General features: G+C 44.4%; 23 protein-coding genes, 2 tRNA genes and 4 pseudogenes. 14 read left to right on the top strand and 15 right to left on the bottom strand.

Going from position 1 to position 18,465, the window contains the following annotated elements:
* Window positions 1-514: 514 nt before the first annotated feature.
* The 3 genes from argS to tnpB (RS881_RS59635) all read left to right on the top strand — a co-directional run bounded on the left by argS (window position 515) and on the right by tnpB (RS881_RS59635) (window position 2,997).
* Window positions 515-2,263, top strand: coding sequence for an arginine--tRNA ligase (gene argS / locus RS881_RS18820; RefSeq protein WP_315824536.1), 1,749 nt, complete (start codon window positions 515-517; stop codon window positions 2,261-2,263).
* 104 nt (window positions 2,264-2,367) lie between these two features.
* A complete protein-coding gene (tnpA, locus tag RS881_RS18815; RefSeq protein ID WP_315815416.1) occupies window positions 2,368-2,685 on the top strand; it encodes an IS66 family insertion sequence element accessory protein TnpA in 318 nt (105 codons plus the stop codon).
* A 3-nt stretch (window positions 2,686-2,688) separates the two neighbouring features.
* Window positions 2,689-2,997, top strand: coding sequence for an IS66 family insertion sequence element accessory protein TnpB (gene tnpB / locus RS881_RS59635; protein ID WP_350340138.1), 309 nt, complete (start codon window positions 2,689-2,691; stop codon window positions 2,995-2,997).
* 31 nt (window positions 2,998-3,028) lie between these two features.
* Here tnpB (RS881_RS59635) and RS881_RS18810 read toward each other — a convergent pair whose 3' ends face one another.
* The 5 genes and pseudogenes from RS881_RS18810 to RS881_RS18790 form a co-directional block, all read right to left on the bottom strand.
* Entirely contained in the window at window positions 3,029-3,175 is a 147-nt protein-coding gene (locus tag RS881_RS18810; RefSeq protein ID WP_315824535.1) for a transposase domain-containing protein, read from the bottom strand.
* Window positions 3,176-4,557 (bottom strand): annotated as a pseudogene (tnpC, locus tag RS881_RS18805) (IS66 family transposase); the annotation flags it as partial. It lies immediately after the preceding gene.
* 265 nt (window positions 4,558-4,822) lie between these two features.
* Window positions 4,823-5,175, bottom strand: a pseudogene (gene tnpB / locus RS881_RS59630) (IS66 family insertion sequence element accessory protein TnpB).
* A 3-nt stretch (window positions 5,176-5,178) separates the two neighbouring features.
* Window positions 5,179-5,445, bottom strand: a complete 267-nt coding sequence (gene tnpA / locus RS881_RS18795; RefSeq protein WP_315818468.1) for an IS66 family insertion sequence element accessory protein TnpA — start codon at window positions 5,443-5,445, stop codon at window positions 5,179-5,181.
* Window positions 5,446-5,539: 94 nt separating this feature from the next.
* A complete protein-coding gene (locus RS881_RS18790) occupies window positions 5,540-5,806 on the bottom strand; it encodes a hypothetical protein (RefSeq protein ID WP_315822471.1) in 267 nt (88 codons plus the stop codon).
* 145 nt (window positions 5,807-5,951) lie between these two features.
* On the opposite strand from RS881_RS18790, the gene tnpA (RS881_RS18785) reads away from it, so the two are divergent.
* The 6 genes and pseudogenes from tnpA (RS881_RS18785) to RS881_RS59615 all read left to right on the top strand — a co-directional run bounded on the left by tnpA (RS881_RS18785) (window position 5,952) and on the right by RS881_RS59615 (window position 8,666).
* Window positions 5,952-6,218, top strand: a complete 267-nt coding sequence (tnpA, locus tag RS881_RS18785) for an IS66 family insertion sequence element accessory protein TnpA (RefSeq protein ID WP_315818468.1) — start codon at window positions 5,952-5,954, stop codon at window positions 6,216-6,218.
* A 3-nt stretch (window positions 6,219-6,221) separates the two neighbouring features.
* Window positions 6,222-6,604, top strand: a pseudogene (gene tnpB / locus RS881_RS18780) (IS66 family insertion sequence element accessory protein TnpB).
* A gap of 176 nt (window positions 6,605-6,780) precedes the next feature.
* Window positions 6,781-7,026 carry a hypothetical protein gene (locus RS881_RS18775; RefSeq protein ID WP_315815411.1) on the top strand — a complete coding sequence of 82 codons (246 nt, stop codon included), beginning with the start codon at window positions 6,781-6,783 and terminating at the stop codon, window positions 7,024-7,026.
* Between the two features lie 125 nt (window positions 7,027-7,151).
* Window positions 7,152-8,218, top strand: a pseudogene (tnpC, locus tag RS881_RS59625) (IS66 family transposase); the annotation flags it as partial.
* Window positions 8,216-8,365, top strand: a complete 150-nt coding sequence (locus RS881_RS59620) for a transposase domain-containing protein (RefSeq protein ID WP_350340209.1) — start codon at window positions 8,216-8,218, stop codon at window positions 8,363-8,365. The pseudogene tnpC (RS881_RS59625) and the gene RS881_RS59620, both read left to right, overlap by 3 nt.
* 22 nt (window positions 8,366-8,387) lie before the next feature.
* A complete protein-coding gene (locus RS881_RS59615) occupies window positions 8,388-8,666 on the top strand; it encodes a BsuBI/PstI family type II restriction endonuclease (RefSeq protein WP_350340225.1) in 279 nt (92 codons plus the stop codon).
* 229 nt (window positions 8,667-8,895) lie between these two features.
* On the opposite strand, the gene RS881_RS18760 is transcribed toward RS881_RS59615, so the two are convergent.
* Window positions 8,896-8,979 (bottom strand) — tRNA-Leu (locus RS881_RS18760).
* 91 nt (window positions 8,980-9,070) lie between these two features.
* On the bottom strand, window positions 9,071-10,222 hold the full coding sequence (locus tag RS881_RS18755; protein WP_315822469.1) for a sensor histidine kinase: 1,152 nt from the start codon (window positions 10,220-10,222) through the stop codon (window positions 9,071-9,073).
* 187 nt (window positions 10,223-10,409) lie between these two features.
* On the opposite strand from RS881_RS18755, the gene RS881_RS18750 reads away from it, so the two are divergent.
* The 4 genes from RS881_RS18750 (at window position 10,410) to RS881_RS18735 (ending at window position 11,889) form a co-directional block, all read left to right on the top strand.
* Entirely contained in the window at window positions 10,410-11,066 is a 657-nt protein-coding gene (locus tag RS881_RS18750; protein ID WP_315822468.1) for a glycosyltransferase family 2 protein, read from the top strand.
* Window positions 11,054-11,425, top strand: a complete 372-nt coding sequence (locus RS881_RS18745; protein WP_315822467.1) for a hypothetical protein — start codon at window positions 11,054-11,056, stop codon at window positions 11,423-11,425. The genes RS881_RS18750 and RS881_RS18745 overlap by 13 nt, the downstream gene beginning before the upstream one ends.
* A 43-nt stretch (window positions 11,426-11,468) precedes the next feature.
* A complete protein-coding gene (locus RS881_RS18740) occupies window positions 11,469-11,678 on the top strand; it encodes a hypothetical protein (protein WP_315822466.1) in 210 nt (69 codons plus the stop codon).
* Window positions 11,679-11,816: 138 nt separating this feature from the next.
* Window positions 11,817-11,889 (top strand) — tRNA-Gly (locus tag RS881_RS18735).
* Between the two features lie 322 nt (window positions 11,890-12,211).
* Here the strand turns inward: RS881_RS18735 and RS881_RS18730 are convergent.
* From RS881_RS18730 to RS881_RS18715, 4 genes are all read right to left on the bottom strand, one after another.
* On the bottom strand, window positions 12,212-12,451 hold the full coding sequence (locus tag RS881_RS18730) for a hypothetical protein (RefSeq protein ID WP_315822465.1): 240 nt from the start codon (window positions 12,449-12,451) through the stop codon (window positions 12,212-12,214).
* A gap of 109 nt (window positions 12,452-12,560) precedes the next feature.
* Entirely contained in the window at window positions 12,561-13,181 is a 621-nt protein-coding gene (locus tag RS881_RS18725; protein WP_315822464.1) for a hypothetical protein, read from the bottom strand.
* Window positions 13,166-13,477: a hypothetical protein gene (locus tag RS881_RS18720; RefSeq protein WP_315822463.1), complete on the bottom strand. Its 312-nt coding sequence runs from the start codon at window positions 13,475-13,477 to the stop codon at window positions 13,166-13,168. Before RS881_RS18720 ends, RS881_RS18725 begins: the two co-directional genes overlap by 16 nt.
* Before the next feature lie 67 nt (window positions 13,478-13,544).
* Entirely contained in the window at window positions 13,545-14,357 is an 813-nt protein-coding gene (locus RS881_RS18715; protein ID WP_315822462.1) for a hypothetical protein, read from the bottom strand.
* 410 nt (window positions 14,358-14,767) lie between these two features.
* On the opposite strand from RS881_RS18715, the gene RS881_RS18710 reads away from it, so the two are divergent.
* On the top strand, window positions 14,768-15,709 hold the full coding sequence (locus RS881_RS18710; RefSeq protein ID WP_315822461.1) for a hypothetical protein: 942 nt from the start codon (window positions 14,768-14,770) through the stop codon (window positions 15,707-15,709).
* A gap of 93 nt (window positions 15,710-15,802) precedes the next feature.
* Here the strand turns inward: RS881_RS18710 and RS881_RS18705 are convergent, their stop codons facing one another.
* The 4 genes from RS881_RS18705 to RS881_RS18690 are packed head-to-tail and all read right to left on the bottom strand — an operon-like array spanning window position 15,803 to window position 18,427.
* Entirely contained in the window at window positions 15,803-15,976 is a 174-nt protein-coding gene (locus RS881_RS18705; RefSeq protein WP_315822460.1) for a T9SS type A sorting domain-containing protein, read from the bottom strand.
* A complete protein-coding gene (locus RS881_RS18700; RefSeq protein ID WP_315822459.1) occupies window positions 15,976-16,659 on the bottom strand; it encodes a hypothetical protein in 684 nt (227 codons plus the stop codon). Before RS881_RS18700 ends, RS881_RS18705 begins: the two co-directional genes overlap by 1 nt.
* On the bottom strand, window positions 16,635-16,964 hold the full coding sequence (locus RS881_RS18695; RefSeq protein ID WP_315822458.1) for a hypothetical protein: 330 nt from the start codon (window positions 16,962-16,964) through the stop codon (window positions 16,635-16,637). Before RS881_RS18695 ends, RS881_RS18700 begins: the two co-directional genes overlap by 25 nt.
* Window positions 16,965-17,020: 56 nt before the next feature.
* On the bottom strand, window positions 17,021-18,427 hold the full coding sequence (locus tag RS881_RS18690; RefSeq protein WP_315822457.1) for a DUF8202 domain-containing protein: 1,407 nt from the start codon (window positions 18,425-18,427) through the stop codon (window positions 17,021-17,023).
* Window positions 18,428-18,465 lie beyond the last annotated feature (38 nt).

Here is an 18,465-nt window from a genome sequence, read left to right as displayed (position 1 = left end):
TTTCTTTAGTTCTTGTAAGCAAGACACCCCCAAAGTGACCTTACTAAAACGCAAGGTTTTGTAGTTCCTGATACGACGATTGAATCTACCTCACAAAAAAACCATTGATTATCAATGATATATTATCCGTTCTATTGTCTTATTTTTGCACCCTCAAAATTAAAACATGGCACTGGTTTCGATAATTCAAGAAGTAGTAAGCAAGCAATTTGAGCATTTATATAAAGTTCATATTCCATCTTCTGAGATTCAAGTCAATGAAACCAAGTCCGAATTTGAAGGCGACTATACAATTGTTCTCTTTTCTCAAGTAAAAGCATTGAAAAAGTCCTGAAGTCCTTGGTCAGGAACTTGGAGATAATCTCATCCAAACAAATCCCGAACTTTTCGAGAAATATAACGTCATTAAAGGTTTTTAAATCTAAGTCTCTCTGATAGTTTTTGGCTACAATTTCTGCATTCAGAATTCAACAATTCCAACTATGGCCGAAAAGAGAAAAGCGGACATCGGGTGATGGTCGAATACTCGTCGCCTAACACCAATAAGCCGCTCCACTTAGGTCATCTGAGAAACAATTTTTTAGGTTGGAGTATCGCCGAAATCTTTAAGGCGAACGGAGATGAAGTAATTAAGACTTGCATTGTAAATGATCGCGGTATCCATATTTGCAAAAGTATGCTGGCCTGGCAATTATTTGCAAATGGAGCGACCCCTGAATCAACACATACAAAAGGAGATCATTTTGTAGGAAATTATTATGTCAAATTCAATGACGAATTATCAAAACAGACCAAGCCGATATTAGCTAAAATTCAGAGTAAAGATTTTAGCTTATTTGACGAGAACGATCGAATAAAGTTGCAAAAACATGTAGAGGCTAAGGAAAAGCTGGAGTCTCTACTAGAAAAAGCCATTGTCTCGTTAGACCAAAATGCTGTTGAGAAAATTGACTCAAGACTTAAAGAATTAATCGAAAAGGCAATACAACATAGCATTAATTGGAAAAGTATTATAAAATTTTTTGATGGGTCAGAATTTGACAATCTTGACACAAAAGAAAAAGAGGCCGCACAAAAGCAATTACAGAAACTTCTTAAGCCTATTATTTCCATCGAGGAAAAGATCGAGGACGAAAATGGAGAAATAAAAGAAATAGCGCAAAATAAGACTGAGTTGATGAAAGCAACTCAACAAATGTTACTGGATTGGGAAGCAGGAAAACCAGCTGTCCTCCAACTCTGGAAAGAAATGAACAGTTGGGTGTATGCCGGCTTTGATGCTACGTATAAACGCATCGGGAGTGATTTTGACAAGATCTATTATGAGAGTGATACCTACCTATTGGGTAAAGACCTGGTAGAAGAAGGATTAAAGAAAGGGGTGTTCTTCCAGAAAGAAGATGGCAGTGTGTGGATTGATCTTACGGCTGACGGGCTCGATCAAAAGATCGTTCGCCGCCGTGACGGCACTTCGGTATACATTACACAGGATATTGGACTAGCAGTCAATAAATATGAAGAATACAAATGCGATCAAAGCATTTATGTGGTAGGTGACGAACAGAACTATCATTTCAAAGTATTGAAGCTGATTGCACAAAAATTAGGTCTACCTGCTGCCGACGGAATTTTCCATCTTAGCTATGGTATGGTGGAATTGCCCACCGGCAAAATGAAAAGTCGCGAAGGTACGGTAGTAGATGCTGATGACCTGGTAGATGGTATGGTACAGATAGCCCAACAAAAAACGGAGGAACTGGGTAAGGTAAAAGACTTTAATGAAGATGAATTGGCCGGTTTATACGATACGCTTGGATTGGGCGCCCTAAAGTTCTTCCTGCTGCGGGTTGATCCTAAAAAGAGAATGGTATTTAATCCTGAAGAGTCGATAGAATTCACTGGCTTTACGGGGCCGTTTATTCAATTCACACATGCCCGTACTAAATCAATCTTAAGAAAGGAACAGCCAAGCAAAGCTAAACTTACAGGTTCTCTACTGCCCTTAGAAAAGAATGTGATCATTGAATTAGAAAAATATCCCACCATTTTAGAACAAGCGAAGGTTGAAATGAATCCATCAGCCATTGCGCTGTATGTGTTTAAGCTGGCTCAAACCTTCAGTACTTTTGTAACTGAATTGAGGGTACTAACAGCCGAAACGGAGGAGAAGAAAGAATTAAGGTTACAACTGTGTCAGATGACAGTGAACGTTATTTCTTCAGCTATGCACATTCTAGGCATCAAAGTTCCCGACCGGATGTAATTGATCAATCTCAATACATACTACCGAAGTGTACCTCCGAGGAGTTAAAAACTAAGGCGTCGAAAAATGTTTACTTTTTGGGTTTATCAAAAAAAAGTAAACAAATGGAACAGAAACAAGTAAATGGGTTATCGAAGGAGCAAAAGATGTTTGCACTGATAGCCGAACATGAGGCCAGTACAATGACAGTAAAAGATTTTTGTGAGTTATACGATCTGTCGGTTGGGAGGTATTACTACTGGCAAAAGAAATATCACGCCCGGTTAGAAGATAAGCCGATAGTGAACCAAAGTAGTTTCACTTTGCTTAACGTGACGGAGTCGCAAGAAGTTTCCAGTGCCCAGGATCTCTTTGCGGAATACCGAGGTATCCGTTTTTACCAGGAGCCATCTGTAAGTTTTTTTAAAGCTCTAATCAGTTAACTCATGTTACAGATTAACAACAGCACCCATTACTGGCTGTATCACAAGTGGGCGGATGTAAGGAAGAGTTTTGACGGTTTGAGCGGGCTTGTCACCAACGAACTGGGAATGGAAATGCAGACAGGTGACGTATTTATTTTTTTGAATAAACGGCAAACACATCTGAAGGCATTAGAATGGGAAGGGGATGGTTTTAGCTTATACTATAAGCGATTAGAGGAAGGGACCTTTGAGTTACCGGCAGGTATTATGGAAGGCACTCACAGTAGTATTACAGTGTGTCTCCGAGTAGTGTGTCTCCGAGTAGCCTAAAAATCGTATTGTTTAGTTGCCTAATTTTGCTTTAAGCCGTAGTGATGGCTTGTGTTTTTTTCCACTGGTGGGGTAAGAGTTTCCTGAGTTGCGCGGTAGTCATCTCGTTGATGTTATGACTAAGCACTTCGCGGAGCCACTCATAAGGGTTTACGGTATTAAGTTTGCAGGTAACCAGCAGCGAGTATAAGAGGCCTGCTCTTTTGGCCGCTTCATGCGAGCCACAGAACAGGTAGTTTTTGCGTCCGACAGCCAGGTTTTTCATACAGCGCTCTATGGGATTATTATCAATATGCAAATGATTAGTAGAGGCATAGAGACTTAAGCCGTCCCAGCGTTTGATGCTGTAAGCTATAGCCTGTGCTATAGGGCTTTTCGGTTTTAGCTTTACATACACCTGCTTCATCCACTCTCCCAGTTCTTTTAAAATAGGCACAGATTGTTCTGTCCGCCGCACTTTGATCTGGTCCGGGTTGAGCTGCTCTTCTCTACATTGCTCCTCGATCTTATAAAGCTTCGCTATCTCGGTCAAAGCATATTCTGCCCGAACTTTATCATTGCCTTTCGCCTCATAAAAATGACGGCGGGCATGGGCCATACAAAAGAACACATGTATTCCTTTGATGTCCAACTCTTCATAGACATCATAACCATCTACCTGCAAGTGACCCTTAAAATGTTGTAAGATATGTTTGGCTGCCAATGTATCCCTCCCCGATGATAATCAAAGTAGATCAGTTGCCCGTTATGCGTTAAGTACGTCCAGTAATACCCCTGGTGGGTATCTTTCTTCTTATTCCTGTCCAGAACCTGTATGGTTGTTTCATCACCATGCCAATAATCATATTGGTACATCTCATGCAGGTGCAGATGGCCCAGTGGCGCTACCACGTTCGCAACCTGCCGTACCCAATCGGTAATGGTTGAATAAGCAATGGTGACATTACTTCTCTTGAAGCAGTCCAACTGACGATTCAGCGGTTTATGATCTATAAACTTATCTATAATGATCTGTGCTAACAACTCCGGCGTGGCAATGCTCTTAGACAAGGCTTGCTCTGGAAGATGCGCCTGCACTATACGATGCTGATCAGGCCGTTCTGCTACAGAGCATTTATACTGAGGGATAATAGTACGTTGGAGAAATATTTCTCCCGGCTTCCAGCCAAGCTGTTCCTTTACTTCTTCTCCCACCTTCTCGCATCCGCTCACATCTTCCGGAGGCTCTATCACGGTCTCTTCCACCCGTAGATGATCCGGAAAGGCATTGGCTAACCCGTTTTCCCGTTGAACCTGTTTTTGCTTTACGTAACTTATCTTTTGAACATCAGCAAGGTTGGTTGCTTTATACCCCTGCTCAAAGGAAAGGCCTAATTCCTGCTGTTGCTGTAAAGGGGAAGGAACAAACTTCTCAGTCTTAAAACCACCCAGTAACTTCGTTAGTTGATACAATTGATATTGAAGCTGCGTTACCTGATCGCGTAATTCTTTATTGCTTTGTAATAGCTCCTGGTTGTTTTGTAGTAATTGTCCATTATTTTGTTGCTGTAGTTGCAGCATTGGAAGCAGTTGCTCATAGAGCGCTTTGTAATCTATATTTTCTGCTGCTGCTGACATTATACAAAGATAGCCCGGCTATGCATTTAAGCTATATCGTATAACCGAAAGTTATACAGCCGATGCGTGGATAAACCCGCATTCAAAAATGATTTTAAAAAACAGCACCAAAAAATGTGGATAACCCGGCCTGTTTTTCTTAAAATAAAAAACGTTGCCATTTTTTCGATGGCAACGTCAAATATATTCAACCCATGATCCATAAGGATTACATCGTACCGATGTACCGCTTTCGAAAAAACGCTTTCTTCAAAGAAACGCCCTGTAAGATCATACTTAATTGTTTAGCCGTAATACTACTGTGAGTGCCTTCCATAATACCTGCCGGTAACTCAAAGGTACCTTCCTCTAATCGCTTATAGTATAAGCTAAAACCATCCCCTTCCCATTCTAACGCCTTCAGGTGCGTTTGCCGTTTGTTCAAAAGATAAATACATCACCCGTCTGAATTTCCATTCCCAGTTCGTTGGTAACAAGCCCGCTCAAACCGTCAAAACTCTTCCTTACATCCGCCCACTTATGATACAACCAGTAATGGGTGCCGTTGTTGATCTGTAACATAAGTTAACTGATTAAAGCTTTTAAAAAACTCACAGATGGCTCCCGGTAAAAACGGATGCCCCGGTATTCCGCAAAGAGATCCTGGGAAATGGAAACCTCTTGCTGCCCTGTCACTGTTAGCAAAGTGAAACTACTTTGATTCTCCATCGGCTTATCTTCCAACCGGGCGTGATATTTCTTCTGCCAGTAGTGATATGTACCAGGTGAAAGATCATACAACTCACAAAAATCTTTTACTGTCATCGAACTGGCTTCATGTTCAGCTATCAACGCGAACATTTTTGCTCCTTCGATAAGCCACTTGATTGCTTTTGTTCCATACGTTTACATTTTGATAAGCCCAAAAGTAAACTTTTATAATATCTTAATTTTTAGCTACTCGGAGGTACACCTTTCTAAGTAACAGGGTCAGTATCCTGGGTATCTCCTTCCTGTTATTGTCATCAAAGTATTCTTCTATGGCTGTTAGCAGCAGGCCATATTGTTGAGCTGCCTGTACAAAATCGGATACATGATGGTTAAAACATTCTACTACTTGCGTGCCCTCGTCCGTATCAAACCGGGCCTTGCTGCCGGTATATTGTTTGAAAGGATGTAGTTCTCCAATATACAGATGTCCGCCAGGTTTCAATACGGCGGCTACTTTCTCAAAGTGTACCTCCGAGTAGCTAAAAATTAAGATATTATAAAAAGTTTACTTTTTGGGCTTATCAAAAATGTAAACGTATGGAACAAAAGCAATCAAGTGGCTTATCGAAGGAGCAAAAATGTTCGCGTTGATAGCTGAACATGAAGCCAGTTCGATGACAGTAAAAGATTTTTGTGAGTTGTATGATCTTTCACCTGGTACATATCACTACTGGCAGAAGAAATATCACGCCCGGTTGGAAGATAAGCCGATGGAGAATCAAAGTAGTTTCACTTTGCTAACAGTGACAGGGCAGCAAGAGGTTTCCATTTCCCAGGATCTCTTTGCGGAATACCGGGGCATCCGTTTTTACCGGGAGCCATCTGTGAGTTTTTTAAAAGCTTTAATCAGTTAACTTATGTTACAGATCAACAACGGCACCCATTACTGGTTGTATCATAAGTGGGCGGATGTAAGGAAGAGTTTTGACGGTTTGAGCGGGCTTGTTACCAACGAACTGGGAATGGAAATTCAGACGGGTGATGTATTTATCTTTTGAACAAACGGCAAACGCACCTGAAGGCGTTAGAATGGGAAGGGGATGGTTTTAGCTTATACTATAAGCGATTAGAGGAAGGTACCTTTGAGTTACCGGCAGGTATTATGGAAGGCACTCACAGTAGTATTACGGCTAAACAATTAAGTATGATCTTACAGGGCGTTTCTTTGAAGAAAGCGTTTTTCGAAAGCGGTACATCGGTACGATGTAATCCTTATGGATCATGGGTTGAATATATTTGACGTTGCCATCGAAAAATGGCAACGTTTTTTATTTTAAGAAAAACAGGCCGGGTTATCCACATTTTTTGGTGCTGTTTTTTAAAATCATTTTTGAATGCGGGTTTATCCACGCATCGGCTGTATAACTTTCGGTTATACGATATAGCTTAAATGCATAGCCGGGCTATCTTTGTATAATGTCAGCAGCAGCAGAAAATATAGATTACAAAGCGCTCTATGAGCAACTGCTTCCAATGCTGCAACTACAGCAACAAAATAATGGACAATTACTACAAAACAACCAGGAGCTATTACAAAGCAATAAAGAATTACGCGATCAGGTAACGCAGCTTCAATATCAATTGTATCAACTAACGAAGTTACTGGGTGGTTTTAAGACTGAGAAGTTTGTTCCTTCCCTTTACAGCAACAGCAGGAATTAGGCCTTTCCTTTGAGCAGGGGTATAAAGCAACCAACCTTGCTGATGTTCAAAAGATAAGTTACGTAAAGCAAAAACAGGTTCAACGGGAAAACGGGTTAGCCAATGCCTTTCCGGATCATCTACGGGTGGAAGAGACCGTGATAGAGCCTCCGGAAGATGTGAGCGGATGCGAGAAGGTGGGAGAAGAAGTAAAGGAACAGCTTGGCTGGAAGCCGGGAGAAATATTTCTCCAACGTACTATTATCCCTCAGTATAAATGCTCTGTAGCAGAACGGCCTGATCAGCATCGTATAGTGCAGGCGCATCTTCCAGAGCAAGCCTTGTCTAAGAGCATTGCCACGCCGGAGTTGTTAGCACAGATCATTATAGATAAGTTTATAGATCATAAACCGCTGAATCGTCAGTTGGACTGCTTCAAGAGAAGTAATGTCACCATTGCTTATTCAACCATTACCGATTGGGTACGGCAGGTTGCGAACGTGGTAGCGCCACTGGGCCATCTGCACCTGCATGAGATGTACCAATATGATTATTGGCATGGTGATGAAACAACCATACAGGTTCTGGACAGGAATAAGAAGAAAGATACCCACCAGGGGTATTACTGGACGTACTTAACGCATAACGGGCAACTGATCTACTTTGATTATCATCGGGGAGGGATACATTGGCAGCCAAACATATCTTACAACATTTTAAGGGTCACTTGCAGGTAGATGGTTATGATGTCTATGAAGAGTTGGACATCAAAGGAATACATGTGTTCTTTTGTATGGCCCATGCCCGCCGTCATTTTTATGAGGCGAAAGGCAATGATAAAGTTCGGGCAGAATATGCTTTGACCGAGATAGCGAAGCTTTATAAGATCGAGGAGCAATGTAGAGAAGAGCAGCTCAACCCGGACCAGATCAAAGTGCGGCGGACAGAACAATCTGTGCCTATTTTAAAAGAACTGGGAGAGTGGATGAAGCAGGTGTATGTAAAGCTAAAACCGAAAAGCCCTATAGCACAGGCTATAGCTTACAGCATCAAACGCTGGGACGGCTTAAGTCTCTATGCCTCTACTAATCATTTGCATATTGATAATAATCCCATAGAGCGCTGTATGAAAAACCTGGCTGTCGGACGCAAAAACTACCTGTTCTGTGGCTCGCATGAAGCGGCCAAAAGAGCAGGCCTCTTATACTCGCTGCTGGTTACCTGCAAACTTAATACCGTAAACCCTTATGAGTGGCTCCGCGAAGTGCTTAGTCATAACATCAACGAGATGACTACCGCGCAACTCAGGAAACTCTTACCCCACCAGTGGAAAAAAACACAAGCCATCACTACGGCTTAAAGCAAAATTAGGCAACTAAACAATACGATTTTTTAGGCTACTCGGAGACACACAAAAGAATTGGCTTTATCTAATTGAAGCAGTTACTTCACATGGTCCCGTTTCGCCGAAGCGAGTAATTGAATTAGAAGATCTTCTCAAAGATTGCAAAGCAGGTAAAGTATATGTTTCTGCATTCCCAGACTTTGCAGAATTTAAAAAACATTCAACAAACATAGCTTGGGAAACAGAGGTTTGGGTAGTTGACTTTCCTGAGCATATGATACATTTCAATGGTGACCGTTTCATGGGGCCGAGATAGCCTGAGTCTGCAATTTGATTATATACATTCGGTAGCCAATTTCATCTCCCAAAAAGTAACCTTTCGGTTATCGACGTTAACGAGGCGATTACAAAGGAGCATACATTTGTATTTGCACTTTGAAGCTATTGTGATGGAGTTATTAGAACAAAGTTTGATATTCAAAACAGAATAATGCTCCAAAAACAAAAAAGCCTCCTAAGTTTTAAGACTTAGAAGGCTTCTAAAGTGCCCAGGACAAGATTCGAACTTGCACACCGGTTAAGGCACCACCACCTCAAAGTGGCTTGTCTACCAATTTCAACACCTGGGCGACCTGTCCTCCTTCCAGACCTTGATCTGAAATTCGGGAGGCAAATGTAGTATGTTTTTACCAAAATACCGAAGTCAACTTAAAAACCACCTCATTTTTTTAACACGATCCGGAAAGTCGTGCCCTTATTGAGTTCTGATTGTTTTACAAACAGTTGCCCCTTGTGGTATTGCTCAATAATGCGGCGGCTAAGGCTCAACCCCAGTCCCCACCCTCTCTTTTTGGTGGTAAATCCCGGCTTGAACACCTTGTGTATATTCTGCCGGGCAATACCCTTGCCCGAATCAGTCACATCTATCAGCACTTCTCCACCGGGCTGCCTGATCTGCACCGCAATATTCCCCTTCCCCTCCATAGCATCCAGCGCATTTTTCAGCAGGTTCTCTATCACCCAGTCAAACAAAGGAGGTGATATATGCGCCGGAATATGCGTTTCACCTTTGGTATCCAGCGAAAACAATACTTTACCCGGCGCTCTTTTACGAATGTATTCGATCATCGTTTCCACCTGCGCCACTACATTGTGCTCCTCCAGGTGTGGCGTACTGCCTATTTTTCCAAACCGGTCCGATACCAGCTTCAGCCGGTTCACATCCTTTTCCATTTCCACCACCATCTTTTCATTATCGGGATTATCTTTCAGCATCTCCACCCAACCCTGCAACGAAGAAAGAGGCGTACCCAGTTGGTGGGCCGTTTCCTTGGCCATGCCCGCCCATACACGGTTCTGCGACGATTTAAAACTGGTAGTAAGCGCCGTGATCGTTATAATAATAAAGAGGCTCACGATCAGCAACTGTACCAGCGGGTAATAACGCACCTGGTTCAGCAGGCTGGTATGTCCATAATAATAGCGATTGGTACGCCTGCTGTCACGCGGATCGGCCCAAACGATCGGCTCATTTTGTTTGCTGAACTCTTTCAACCGTTGCTTGGCATAATTGCTATCCTGCACAATACTGGCCGAATCAAGGTTGATGTATTGCGTAATATTATTCTTCTCGTCCGTTTCAATAATGGGGATCGTCCGGTTCTCCGAAATAATAATACTCACCAGCTTATCACTCATACCCGTGGTATCATTCATCAGCAACTTGCCTGCCTCCACCCATTGTTCTACCTTTTGCCGCTCCTCCCGCGCTATTTGTTTGGCCAGGAACTGTGAATAGAAAACCGTACCGCTTACAATCGCAATGGCAATGATCGCCAATCCCGTTCTCCAGTTAAACAGCGGTTGAATCATGTACAGGCAGATTTGTTGATTTTAATCAGGTTGACGTTGCCAGATAGCGTTACAAAGCAACTTGCAAGATAAAGTTTATGTAAATCGGTCGCATACCCCACGGAAAATACTAAGAATCTATAAAATCCGTTCCTTTGCATCCCCGCGTATGCGGAATCATCCCGGAATAACCGATATGACACAACCTTTGGTATCAATAGTAATCCTCAACTGGAATGGACGGAAGTTCCTGCAACAGTTCCTGCCATTCATTCAGGCATCTACCTGGACCAATAAGCACCTGGTGGTTATTGACAATGCATCAACAGATGATTCCATTTCCTTTCTTCAATCAAATTATCCCCAGGTACAAATTGTGCGCAATGCGGCCAATTATGGATTTGCCAAAGGATACAATGAAGGACTGAAAGCCGTAAAAGGCGATTATTATGTGCTGCTGAATTCCGATGTAGAAGTAACGCCCGGTTGGATAGAGCCCGTCATCGCCCTCATGGAATCTGATCCGGCTATCGGCGCCTGTCAACCCAAATTTTTGCAATTCCAGGATCGTACCTTATTCGAATATGCCGGTGCAGCCGGTGGATGGATGGACTACCTGGGGTATCCCCTCGCCCGTGGACGCATATTTGATGTATGTGAACCCGATCATGGCCAATATGACAGCGCAGAGCCCATTTTTTGGGCCAGTGGGGCCGCCATGTTTGTAAAAGCACCTCTTTACCACCAATTGGGTGGCCTGGACCCTTTTTCTTTGCCCACCAGGAGGAAATTGACTTCTGCTGGCGGCTCCAACTGGCAGGTTATCAGGTATATGCCTGCCCCCAATCGGTTGTGTACCACGTAGGTGGCGGCACCCTGCCCAAGGGCAATGCCCGGAAAGTATTCCTCAATTTCCGCAACAACCTCATCATGATGGCCAAAAATATGCCCAAAGGCATGGCCACCTGGAAAATATTGTACCGGTTTTGGCTGGATACCATTTCAGCCTTCAAATCATTACTGGCCGGTGAAGGCACCTATTTCCTGGCTGTATTCAAAGCCCATCTTGCTTTTACAGGCTGGTTGCTTTTTAAACAAAAGCAAAGTATTTTTCCAGCCAATAGAAAAGGTAAACTGCAAGGATACCTTCATAAAAGCGTGGTGTGCAGCCATTTTATAGAAGGCAAAAAAACCTTTGCAGAAATTATTGGTCAGAAAAGATGATTTTTCAATTGAACCATTATTTTTGCATCGCAATCAACTGATTATGGATCAACATCAAGAGATAGAGCAAAGCAGCAGCAAAGACTTTAAAAGTAACTGGGTAAACTCTTCTGTATTCTTATTTTACCTCCAGGTATTTTGTTTGGCAGCATTCGTATTAGGTGGCTGTTATAGCTTGTACAAACACAGCTATAAAGGAAAACCTGAAGTGAACGTACCCTCCAACACGCTCTATACACCCGAGTACAAATAGGTGATAATTAATCAGAAATAATCTCAAAAAGATTTTGCAGTAATTAAAAGTTTCCTATTTTTGCACTCCCAAATAACGAAATAAGTTCTTTAAAAAATAATCGGTCCTTCACAGTGAATTCATGAATGACTGATACAAGCGGAAGTAGCTCATTTGGTAGAGCACGACCTTGCCAAGGTCGGGGTGGCCGGTTCGAGCCCGGTCTTCCGCTCTGAATAAAAAAAGCAGATAGCATTGTTATCTGCTTTTTTCGATATTCGTAACCCAGTCACCCGGGTGGCGGAATCGGTAGACGCGCAGGACTTAAAATCCTGTTTGCCGAAAGGCGAGTAAGGGTTCAACTCCCTTCCTGGTACAACAAAGGGCTGCTTATTAAAGCGGCCCTTTTTTATGGCACCTGATCCATAACATTCCAACCAACATCCACCTTCTCCTCTACCCTTTCTACAAACTACAATGATAATCCCCGCTATTATTTTCTACGCCTGCCCCTTAGCCGATTGTTGCATTTACCATTAATAGCCCCATTTTACCTACCCGCACCTTAACTGACCAACACGTGGATGCACGGTATTTTTGTAATACTCAGCCTTTTCCCGAAGGGCCCTGGCCGCATCATTCCTATTGCGGGTTTCAATGGCTTGCACTTCCTCCTCAAACCGCTTGTATTCCGCTACTTTTTGCTCCCAACAACTGATATTCCTGGTCGCCCGCACATAGCTATCACCACCAGGTTTGATCCTTCCTGCTTCCAACGCACTTTTACCTTGCACAGCTCATACTCCGTTTGCCGCCTGTCCAACTTGATGCCATCAATAAAACTATATTCGTTCGCCATTGTCGCAACTGCTTGTGAATTATTGTGCGCCAATGTCTGGTCCTTTATCTTTTGTTGCAGTGCTTTCTTTTTTGCTCCTCTTCTTGTTGATATTGCAGCAATTCATATTTCTTTACCCCACAGGGACTATTATCATGGCTCATCTTTTCTACTTGCTTGGCCAGGTCGCCCTCCAGTTTTTGCTCTCGTTTCTCAGTGGCCTCAATACTTTTCACGAGGGCTGTCTCTTCATACACCTCAAACAAAGAAGGGTCAAAACTAGCCATCGCATTTTCCAGGTCTTCGATACTGGTTATGGTAAAACGGGTGCCCTCATAAATGTATTTCAGGATAAAAAAATTGCCCTTGCTCGTTTTCAGGTACCCCAATCCATAATTACCCAGGTAACCAAAAGCTGCCAGCTCACCGGGATAATCCTTGCCATATAGATACAGTACGTTTTTTCCATCAGCCGTGCGGTATTCCCAACCCTTGTACCTGCCATCACAAAATTCCTCACTGACGCCCTTATTATACAGCATTTTTGATTCCAGTAAAGCTGCCATGGGATTGCGGTGGGTATTGCCCGTTTTTACGTAGTGCTTTAAAACAGGCACATTGGATTGCCTGTTTTTCTCAATCCGGTTAAAATAAGCATATTCATTCCCCTTCATACCAACCAGCATAAACAGGAATTGCTCCTGGCGAATATCCAACTCGCAGGTAGGTCTGCCCAACCTGGCAATAGGCGTAGCCCCGTTATACCCCATTTGGTGTTGACCATAAAACAACCTTCATAACTGGCCGCACCTACTTTGCTGATAAACGTAAACCGTTTATCAAAATACATTTTCTCAGTAGGCGTTACCGCTTTGGCGGGCGTAACCCCTTTCAGCACATCACTTTCATACAGCTTTTTTTCCTGCGCCATACAAAACAAGGCAGGAACCAACATAAGGAGGACCAGGTTGATACTTTTCATGCGTTGAAAGTAATAAACCCGCTGGAGCCCCCATTACATGATGATGTAGTAATGAATAGAGAAATGGTTATTTATAGGGCGCAAGTTCCTCCTTGAATGACGCCAGTTCACCCTTGGTAATACCGGGACCGTCGGTTACTTTCCACACCATTTCCTGGATACGGGAATAGATCTTGTTCCATGGCGCCTCTTCATATCCATCCTGGTACATCTGCTGCGGATTCCAATGTTTGGTGAGTTTCAGCTTGGGATATTGCGCTAGTAAGGCTGCTAATTGCTGCAGGCCCTTATGATTGGTAATCACAGCAGGCATATACTTTCCTTTACCGATCGGATAATCTTTCACATCATCAGTATCCTGGATGTTTTCCTCCCAGGGCATCGCCAGGCTTTTATTCAGGCACACCAGGCCAATGTATACAGTAATGGTATCACGTAAACCGCCAGGCCCTATCCCTGTAGGAGGGATGGTGATCCGTATCCGGTCCATGAACATCCCATTTTGGTACCTGCTGGATGCCGCACTCAACATCACCAACGCAGGCTCGAAAGTGATAAAGGTAGGCGCACCTACCTGTACACTATCCCTGTTAATCTCGATGTTCACATCGGCATAAAAGGTATTGGCATTGCCCAACAACAATTTTGGATTGGGGTCAAATGCCTTATTGGGCCTTTGCACAAACCGCATACCCCGTGGCAACTTAAAAGGCGTTCCTTCAGGAATACCTTCATTTTGTCCAAGGCCGGGTTCCTTGCCAATACCGGGAATTACAATTTTGAGATCATCCAGGTTCTTCTTCACCATATCCTGGGGCGACTGGGCCCGTAGTTGCATGGAAGAAATAACTGCCAGCCATAAGAGGGTGATACGGAGCATATTTCAAATTTAAGGCGGCAAATATGCTACAATCGGACTGCAAACTACCCCCAACATCGACTAATCGACCAATAACCCGACCAAATGATGCGAAAGGTAACTCAATAATATACACGAAAATTGGCACTTCAACAAATATCCGGCAAAAGTTAACCCTAAAAAAATAGTTAAATTCTAAAACTACGTTTAGACATATCAGGTAAATAATAATTATATTTGATTATACACTACGCATTGCACAGTTAGCAAACGCATCAATACTCTCCACCATTATTGATCCCTGCCTTAGGCACTGGCAACAGTGCCCGGATTTCTATTGCAGTTACCTGATGGAGTTTCCCAAAAATCCTTAAAAGAGTAGGGCGCAATGCCGGAATGCGACAAAGAAGGCTACCATTAACACCTTGTATATGAAAAGCATCAACATCGCCATCATGGCATCAATGCTGCTCCTGTTGGCAGCCTGTAACAAACAAGCAACCATTCAACCCGGTCCATTATCCACTACATCAACAGAAAAAGCATTGGCTGCACCAGCTCCAGCGCCTTGCCAGCCAGTCTTTTTTAACCTGGTGGTTGATCCCGCTACAGGCAACAGCTTCCTGTTTAAAGTGGTGGGCTCACCCACCGTTCCGCCGGTTACCGTAACACCCGTACTCGGCAGCCTGGGCACCAACCAGTTAATTACCTGTTCAGGTGCACCCATCAAATTTGCCACCGGTATATCTTACGAACCTGGCACCAATACCTTTTATGGTACTACAGGTATTGCGCCCAGCTCACCTGTTAACCATATCCTGAAGTTCGTGGATCCCAATTGCATTAGTATCGCACCGGCTGTTAATACTTGCGGTATTGTTCTTAACCTAAGCGATGTAGAACGTGATCCAACAACAGGAACTTATTATGCCATTAACCGGGGTACCGTTAATCCCAATAACCGCATCGTTAAACTGGGGTTGCCAGGCAGCGCTACTGTAAACTGTTTGCCCGCCTTCCTCTCCCCCAGCCTGTTTTTACGTGGATTGACCGTTACGCTGGGCGGCAAATTGTATGTAATGGCAGTAACTGGCACTACAGGCCGGTTACTGGATATTAATACGGGTACAGGAGCTATCTCCTTCACCTATTCCTATCCCGGCCCCATTACACCCGGCCCTGGTGTAAATATCCCTGAAATGGGCTTGCACCATGATTCATTATGTATCAACCGCTTTATTACCGGTAATTATGACCCTGTAGGTCCTCCTGTTCTCATGACAGATGGTATCCCTGCCGGATTACCTGGCGGTCCGGTGTATGCCCCCTTGTCGGGCGTGCTGAAACCAACGGTAGATTTTTCCCGTCCATAACATAATGGTATTCCTAATGACAATAGGAACTTGCGTAGTGTAACTAAAAGGGCGCCTCCCTGCAAAGAGAAGCGCCCTTTTTAATATCATGCCTTATCTGCTTATGAGGAATTTCACGGACTGAACGGTACCATCGGCTGCTATTACTTTAGCCACATACAGGCCCGCTGGATAACCTGCCACATTACAACTGAACCGCGTAATGGACGATTCCACCAGGTTGCTTTTCTCCACCCGGTACAGTTTGCCGGCGGCATCAGTGATCACTATTTGCGCGGATTGTTTTTGGAAGACTGTATATCCAAATTCAACTGGTTCTGCACCGGATTAGGCCGCACCTCAACAGTAAAATAAGGCTCACCAGACAGGCTAGCCATGGCAATGGCAGAATAACGCACCCTCCCATCTAAATCGGTTTGCTTAATCCGGTAGTAATACCGGGGGCCTTTTACTACCTGCTCATCCTTGATCGTGTAATAAGAGGGCACACTCGTAGTACCCTTTCCAGGAACAGTGGCTATAGCATGATAGCTTCGTCCTTTATCATCACTTCTTTCTACCTCAAAACCAGCATTATTTTGTTCGGAAGCAGTAGCCCATTTTACTTCAATGTACCGGTTGTCTTTAGCGCCGGCCCGTACATAGAGCCATTCCACTGGCAGGGGCGCCATATTGGTCACCAGGTTCAGCACATCCGTATTCAGACCACCATTGTGAATGAAAGAAGTTGTACTGATCCCACCAAAGCTCATCAGGGCAGGTACATCCGAAGTCAACACTTCCACACAACTGGGGCAAAACCACTGCACCGGTGTCTTAAACTCATATAGTAGCACCTGCGTTCCACCGGCAATATTTTGCACTGCCTGCGCCGAGCCCACTACCTGAAAATACCAGTAGCCATCATCAGGACCTCCAAAACTAGTTACATCAAATATGGCCAACTCCAACCCACCAGTAAAAGATCGACTGGTGCTGCACCGGTAAAAGCTGTTTGTTCAGCTGTTATTTCCGGTGTGGCGCCGGGCGGTGTGGGAGGCGCCGGTGGCGCGGTGGGCGCCGGCATAGCTGCTGTTTTTGGAATACGCCAGGTGAGGTTCATATCGCCCCAGGCATTGTTGGGCGCCGTAGCAAAACCAGCACCCGTAGCGGTAGCCATTAGCTGTATCCTGTTGAGACCAACATTGGTAACCGTTACATCCAGTCTTTGTGCCTGCAGCAAAATGGAAACCGCCAGCAACAGGCAGACCAACAATAGAACCCTTTAATACTTTTCATAGTTAATATTTTAGTGAGCAGCAGGCTCCCTGCTTATGGTAATTGTTGCATGATCACAAAGGCTGCCAGTTTGAATACGTTGGCCGGATGCATGTTCACATTATTCACAATGACTGTCCGGTCAGATGGCGCCGCAGTATAATACACCCTACCATCGAGGTTCACATCGAAAGGACTATATACATTGCTAAAACCTGTATAAGCAGGATTGGCCGTGGTATTGCCCGCATGGGTAAGTACCGCACTGACCACACCGGATGCGTCCGAAGGTTTGGCCGAATGCCGAATGGAGGGATCGCCATCTAAATTGCCGGCCCATAGCCCCCATACGCTACCGCCCAGGTCTTTGCGGGCATTACTGCCATAAGTTCCTGTTGCAGCTACGGTGAGATCAATAGCGGCCACTCCGGTACTAAAGTCAGCCATATTCAAGGTCATCACACCAAGGTGGTTACGATGACGTACTGCCACCCTGTAACTACCATCGGGCACATTGGCAAAGGCCACAGGCTGCAGGTAATTCGTATCCACAATATTACCATTAGCCAGCAGCAAAGCTGCCCTGGAAGCTACTACCGTAGTGGGATTTGCATGATCGCGCAGCTCTACCAGTACCCAATCCACTACTGCCGCTGCAGTAGCATTGGGACTTACTGATGGTGTGGTACTTTGTCCGTAAGGATCAGTAGCCGGCAACACACCTGCCGCTTTAAGGTCGGTCCTCATGGCGCTGCCATTCCAGGCACCCTGCAGCACGGCCTTAATGGCCAGGCGCAACGATTGCGGTCCAATAGCCACCGTAAACACAGCCCCATTGGCAAGGGTCGTCACACCGTTGAATACAGCCTTATTGCCGGCATAGCTGGTAGCAGGTACCTGCTGTATCGTACCCGTAGTGAAATTACCATCACCATCATTATCGATCAACAGGGTGAAATCGGCGGCAGTGGTGCCATTATGCGTTATACCCGTAAGGTCGAACTCCAGGGCAACAGGCCTGACCTGGTTATTGAAATTACTGATACTCGTTTTCCATTCCTGTGTCAACCGTTGGCTAAACAAAGCAGGCAGGTCGGTATTGCTCAGCGTAAGCGCTGTTGAATTGCTGCCCCACAATAAGTACGACGTATCGCTGCCAAATACATTGGTATTGGCCAGGTTGTCTGTTGCGATGGAACCTAATCCCATTGCCAGGATCGCGCCAGGGTGAATGCTCTTCGCTTGTCGTTGGTCAAGCCCTTCTATATCATCACGACCAATGCCGGCAATATTATTCTTGTACAGCGCATTGGCTATGGCATCCCAGATCACGGTACTATTCGTGTTGAGGTAATGGCTGTTGGGCGTTGCCTGATCGATCGTATACCCATTTTTGATGGCCAGGTAAGTACTCACCCGCTGCCGTTCATTGTTATTGAGTTCCCTGTCGAAGGCGATCACTTCAGAGATCGGACCACTCCAGTATTCTGCACCCCACG

Source organism: Paraflavitalea speifideaquila, assembly GCF_032395985.1.
Lineage (GTDB): Bacteria > Bacteroidota > Bacteroidia > Chitinophagales > Chitinophagaceae > Paraflavitalea > Paraflavitalea speifideaquila.
This window is presented reverse-complemented; position numbering and strand designations above follow the sequence as displayed.

What these genes read in the sequence shown, in the direction of transcription:
- argS (WP_315824536.1), top strand. Translation starts at nt 515, where the DNA reads ATGGTCGAATACTCGTCGCCTAACACCAATAAGCCGCTCCACTTAGGT.
- tnpA (WP_315815416.1), top strand. Translation starts at nt 2,368, where the DNA reads ATGGAACAGAAACAAGTAAATGGGTTATCGAAGGAGCAAAAGATGTTT.
- tnpB (WP_350340138.1), top strand. Translation starts at nt 2,689, where the DNA reads ATGTTACAGATTAACAACAGCACCCATTACTGGCTGTATCACAAGTGG.
- RS881_RS18775 (WP_315815411.1), top strand. Translation starts at nt 6,781, where the DNA reads ATGTCAGCAGCAGCAGAAAATATAGATTACAAAGCGCTCTATGAGCAA.
- RS881_RS18755 (WP_315822469.1), bottom strand. Translation starts at nt 10,222, where the DNA reads ATGATTCAACCGCTGTTTAACTGGAGAACGGGATTGGCGATCATTGCC.
- RS881_RS18740 (WP_315822466.1), top strand. Translation starts at nt 11,469, where the DNA reads ATGGATCAACATCAAGAGATAGAGCAAAGCAGCAGCAAAGACTTTAAA.
- RS881_RS18725 (WP_315822464.1), bottom strand. Translation starts at nt 13,181, where the DNA reads ATGCTGGTTGGTATGAAGGGGAATGAATATGCTTATTTTAACCGGATT.
- RS881_RS18720 (WP_315822463.1), bottom strand. Translation starts at nt 13,477, where the DNA reads ATGAAAAGTATCAACCTGGTCCTCCTTATGTTGGTTCCTGCCTTGTTT.
- RS881_RS18715 (WP_315822462.1), bottom strand. Translation starts at nt 14,357, where the DNA reads ATGCTCCGTATCACCCTCTTATGGCTGGCAGTTATTTCTTCCATGCAA.
- RS881_RS18710 (WP_315822461.1), top strand. Translation starts at nt 14,768, where the DNA reads ATGAAAAGCATCAACATCGCCATCATGGCATCAATGCTGCTCCTGTTG.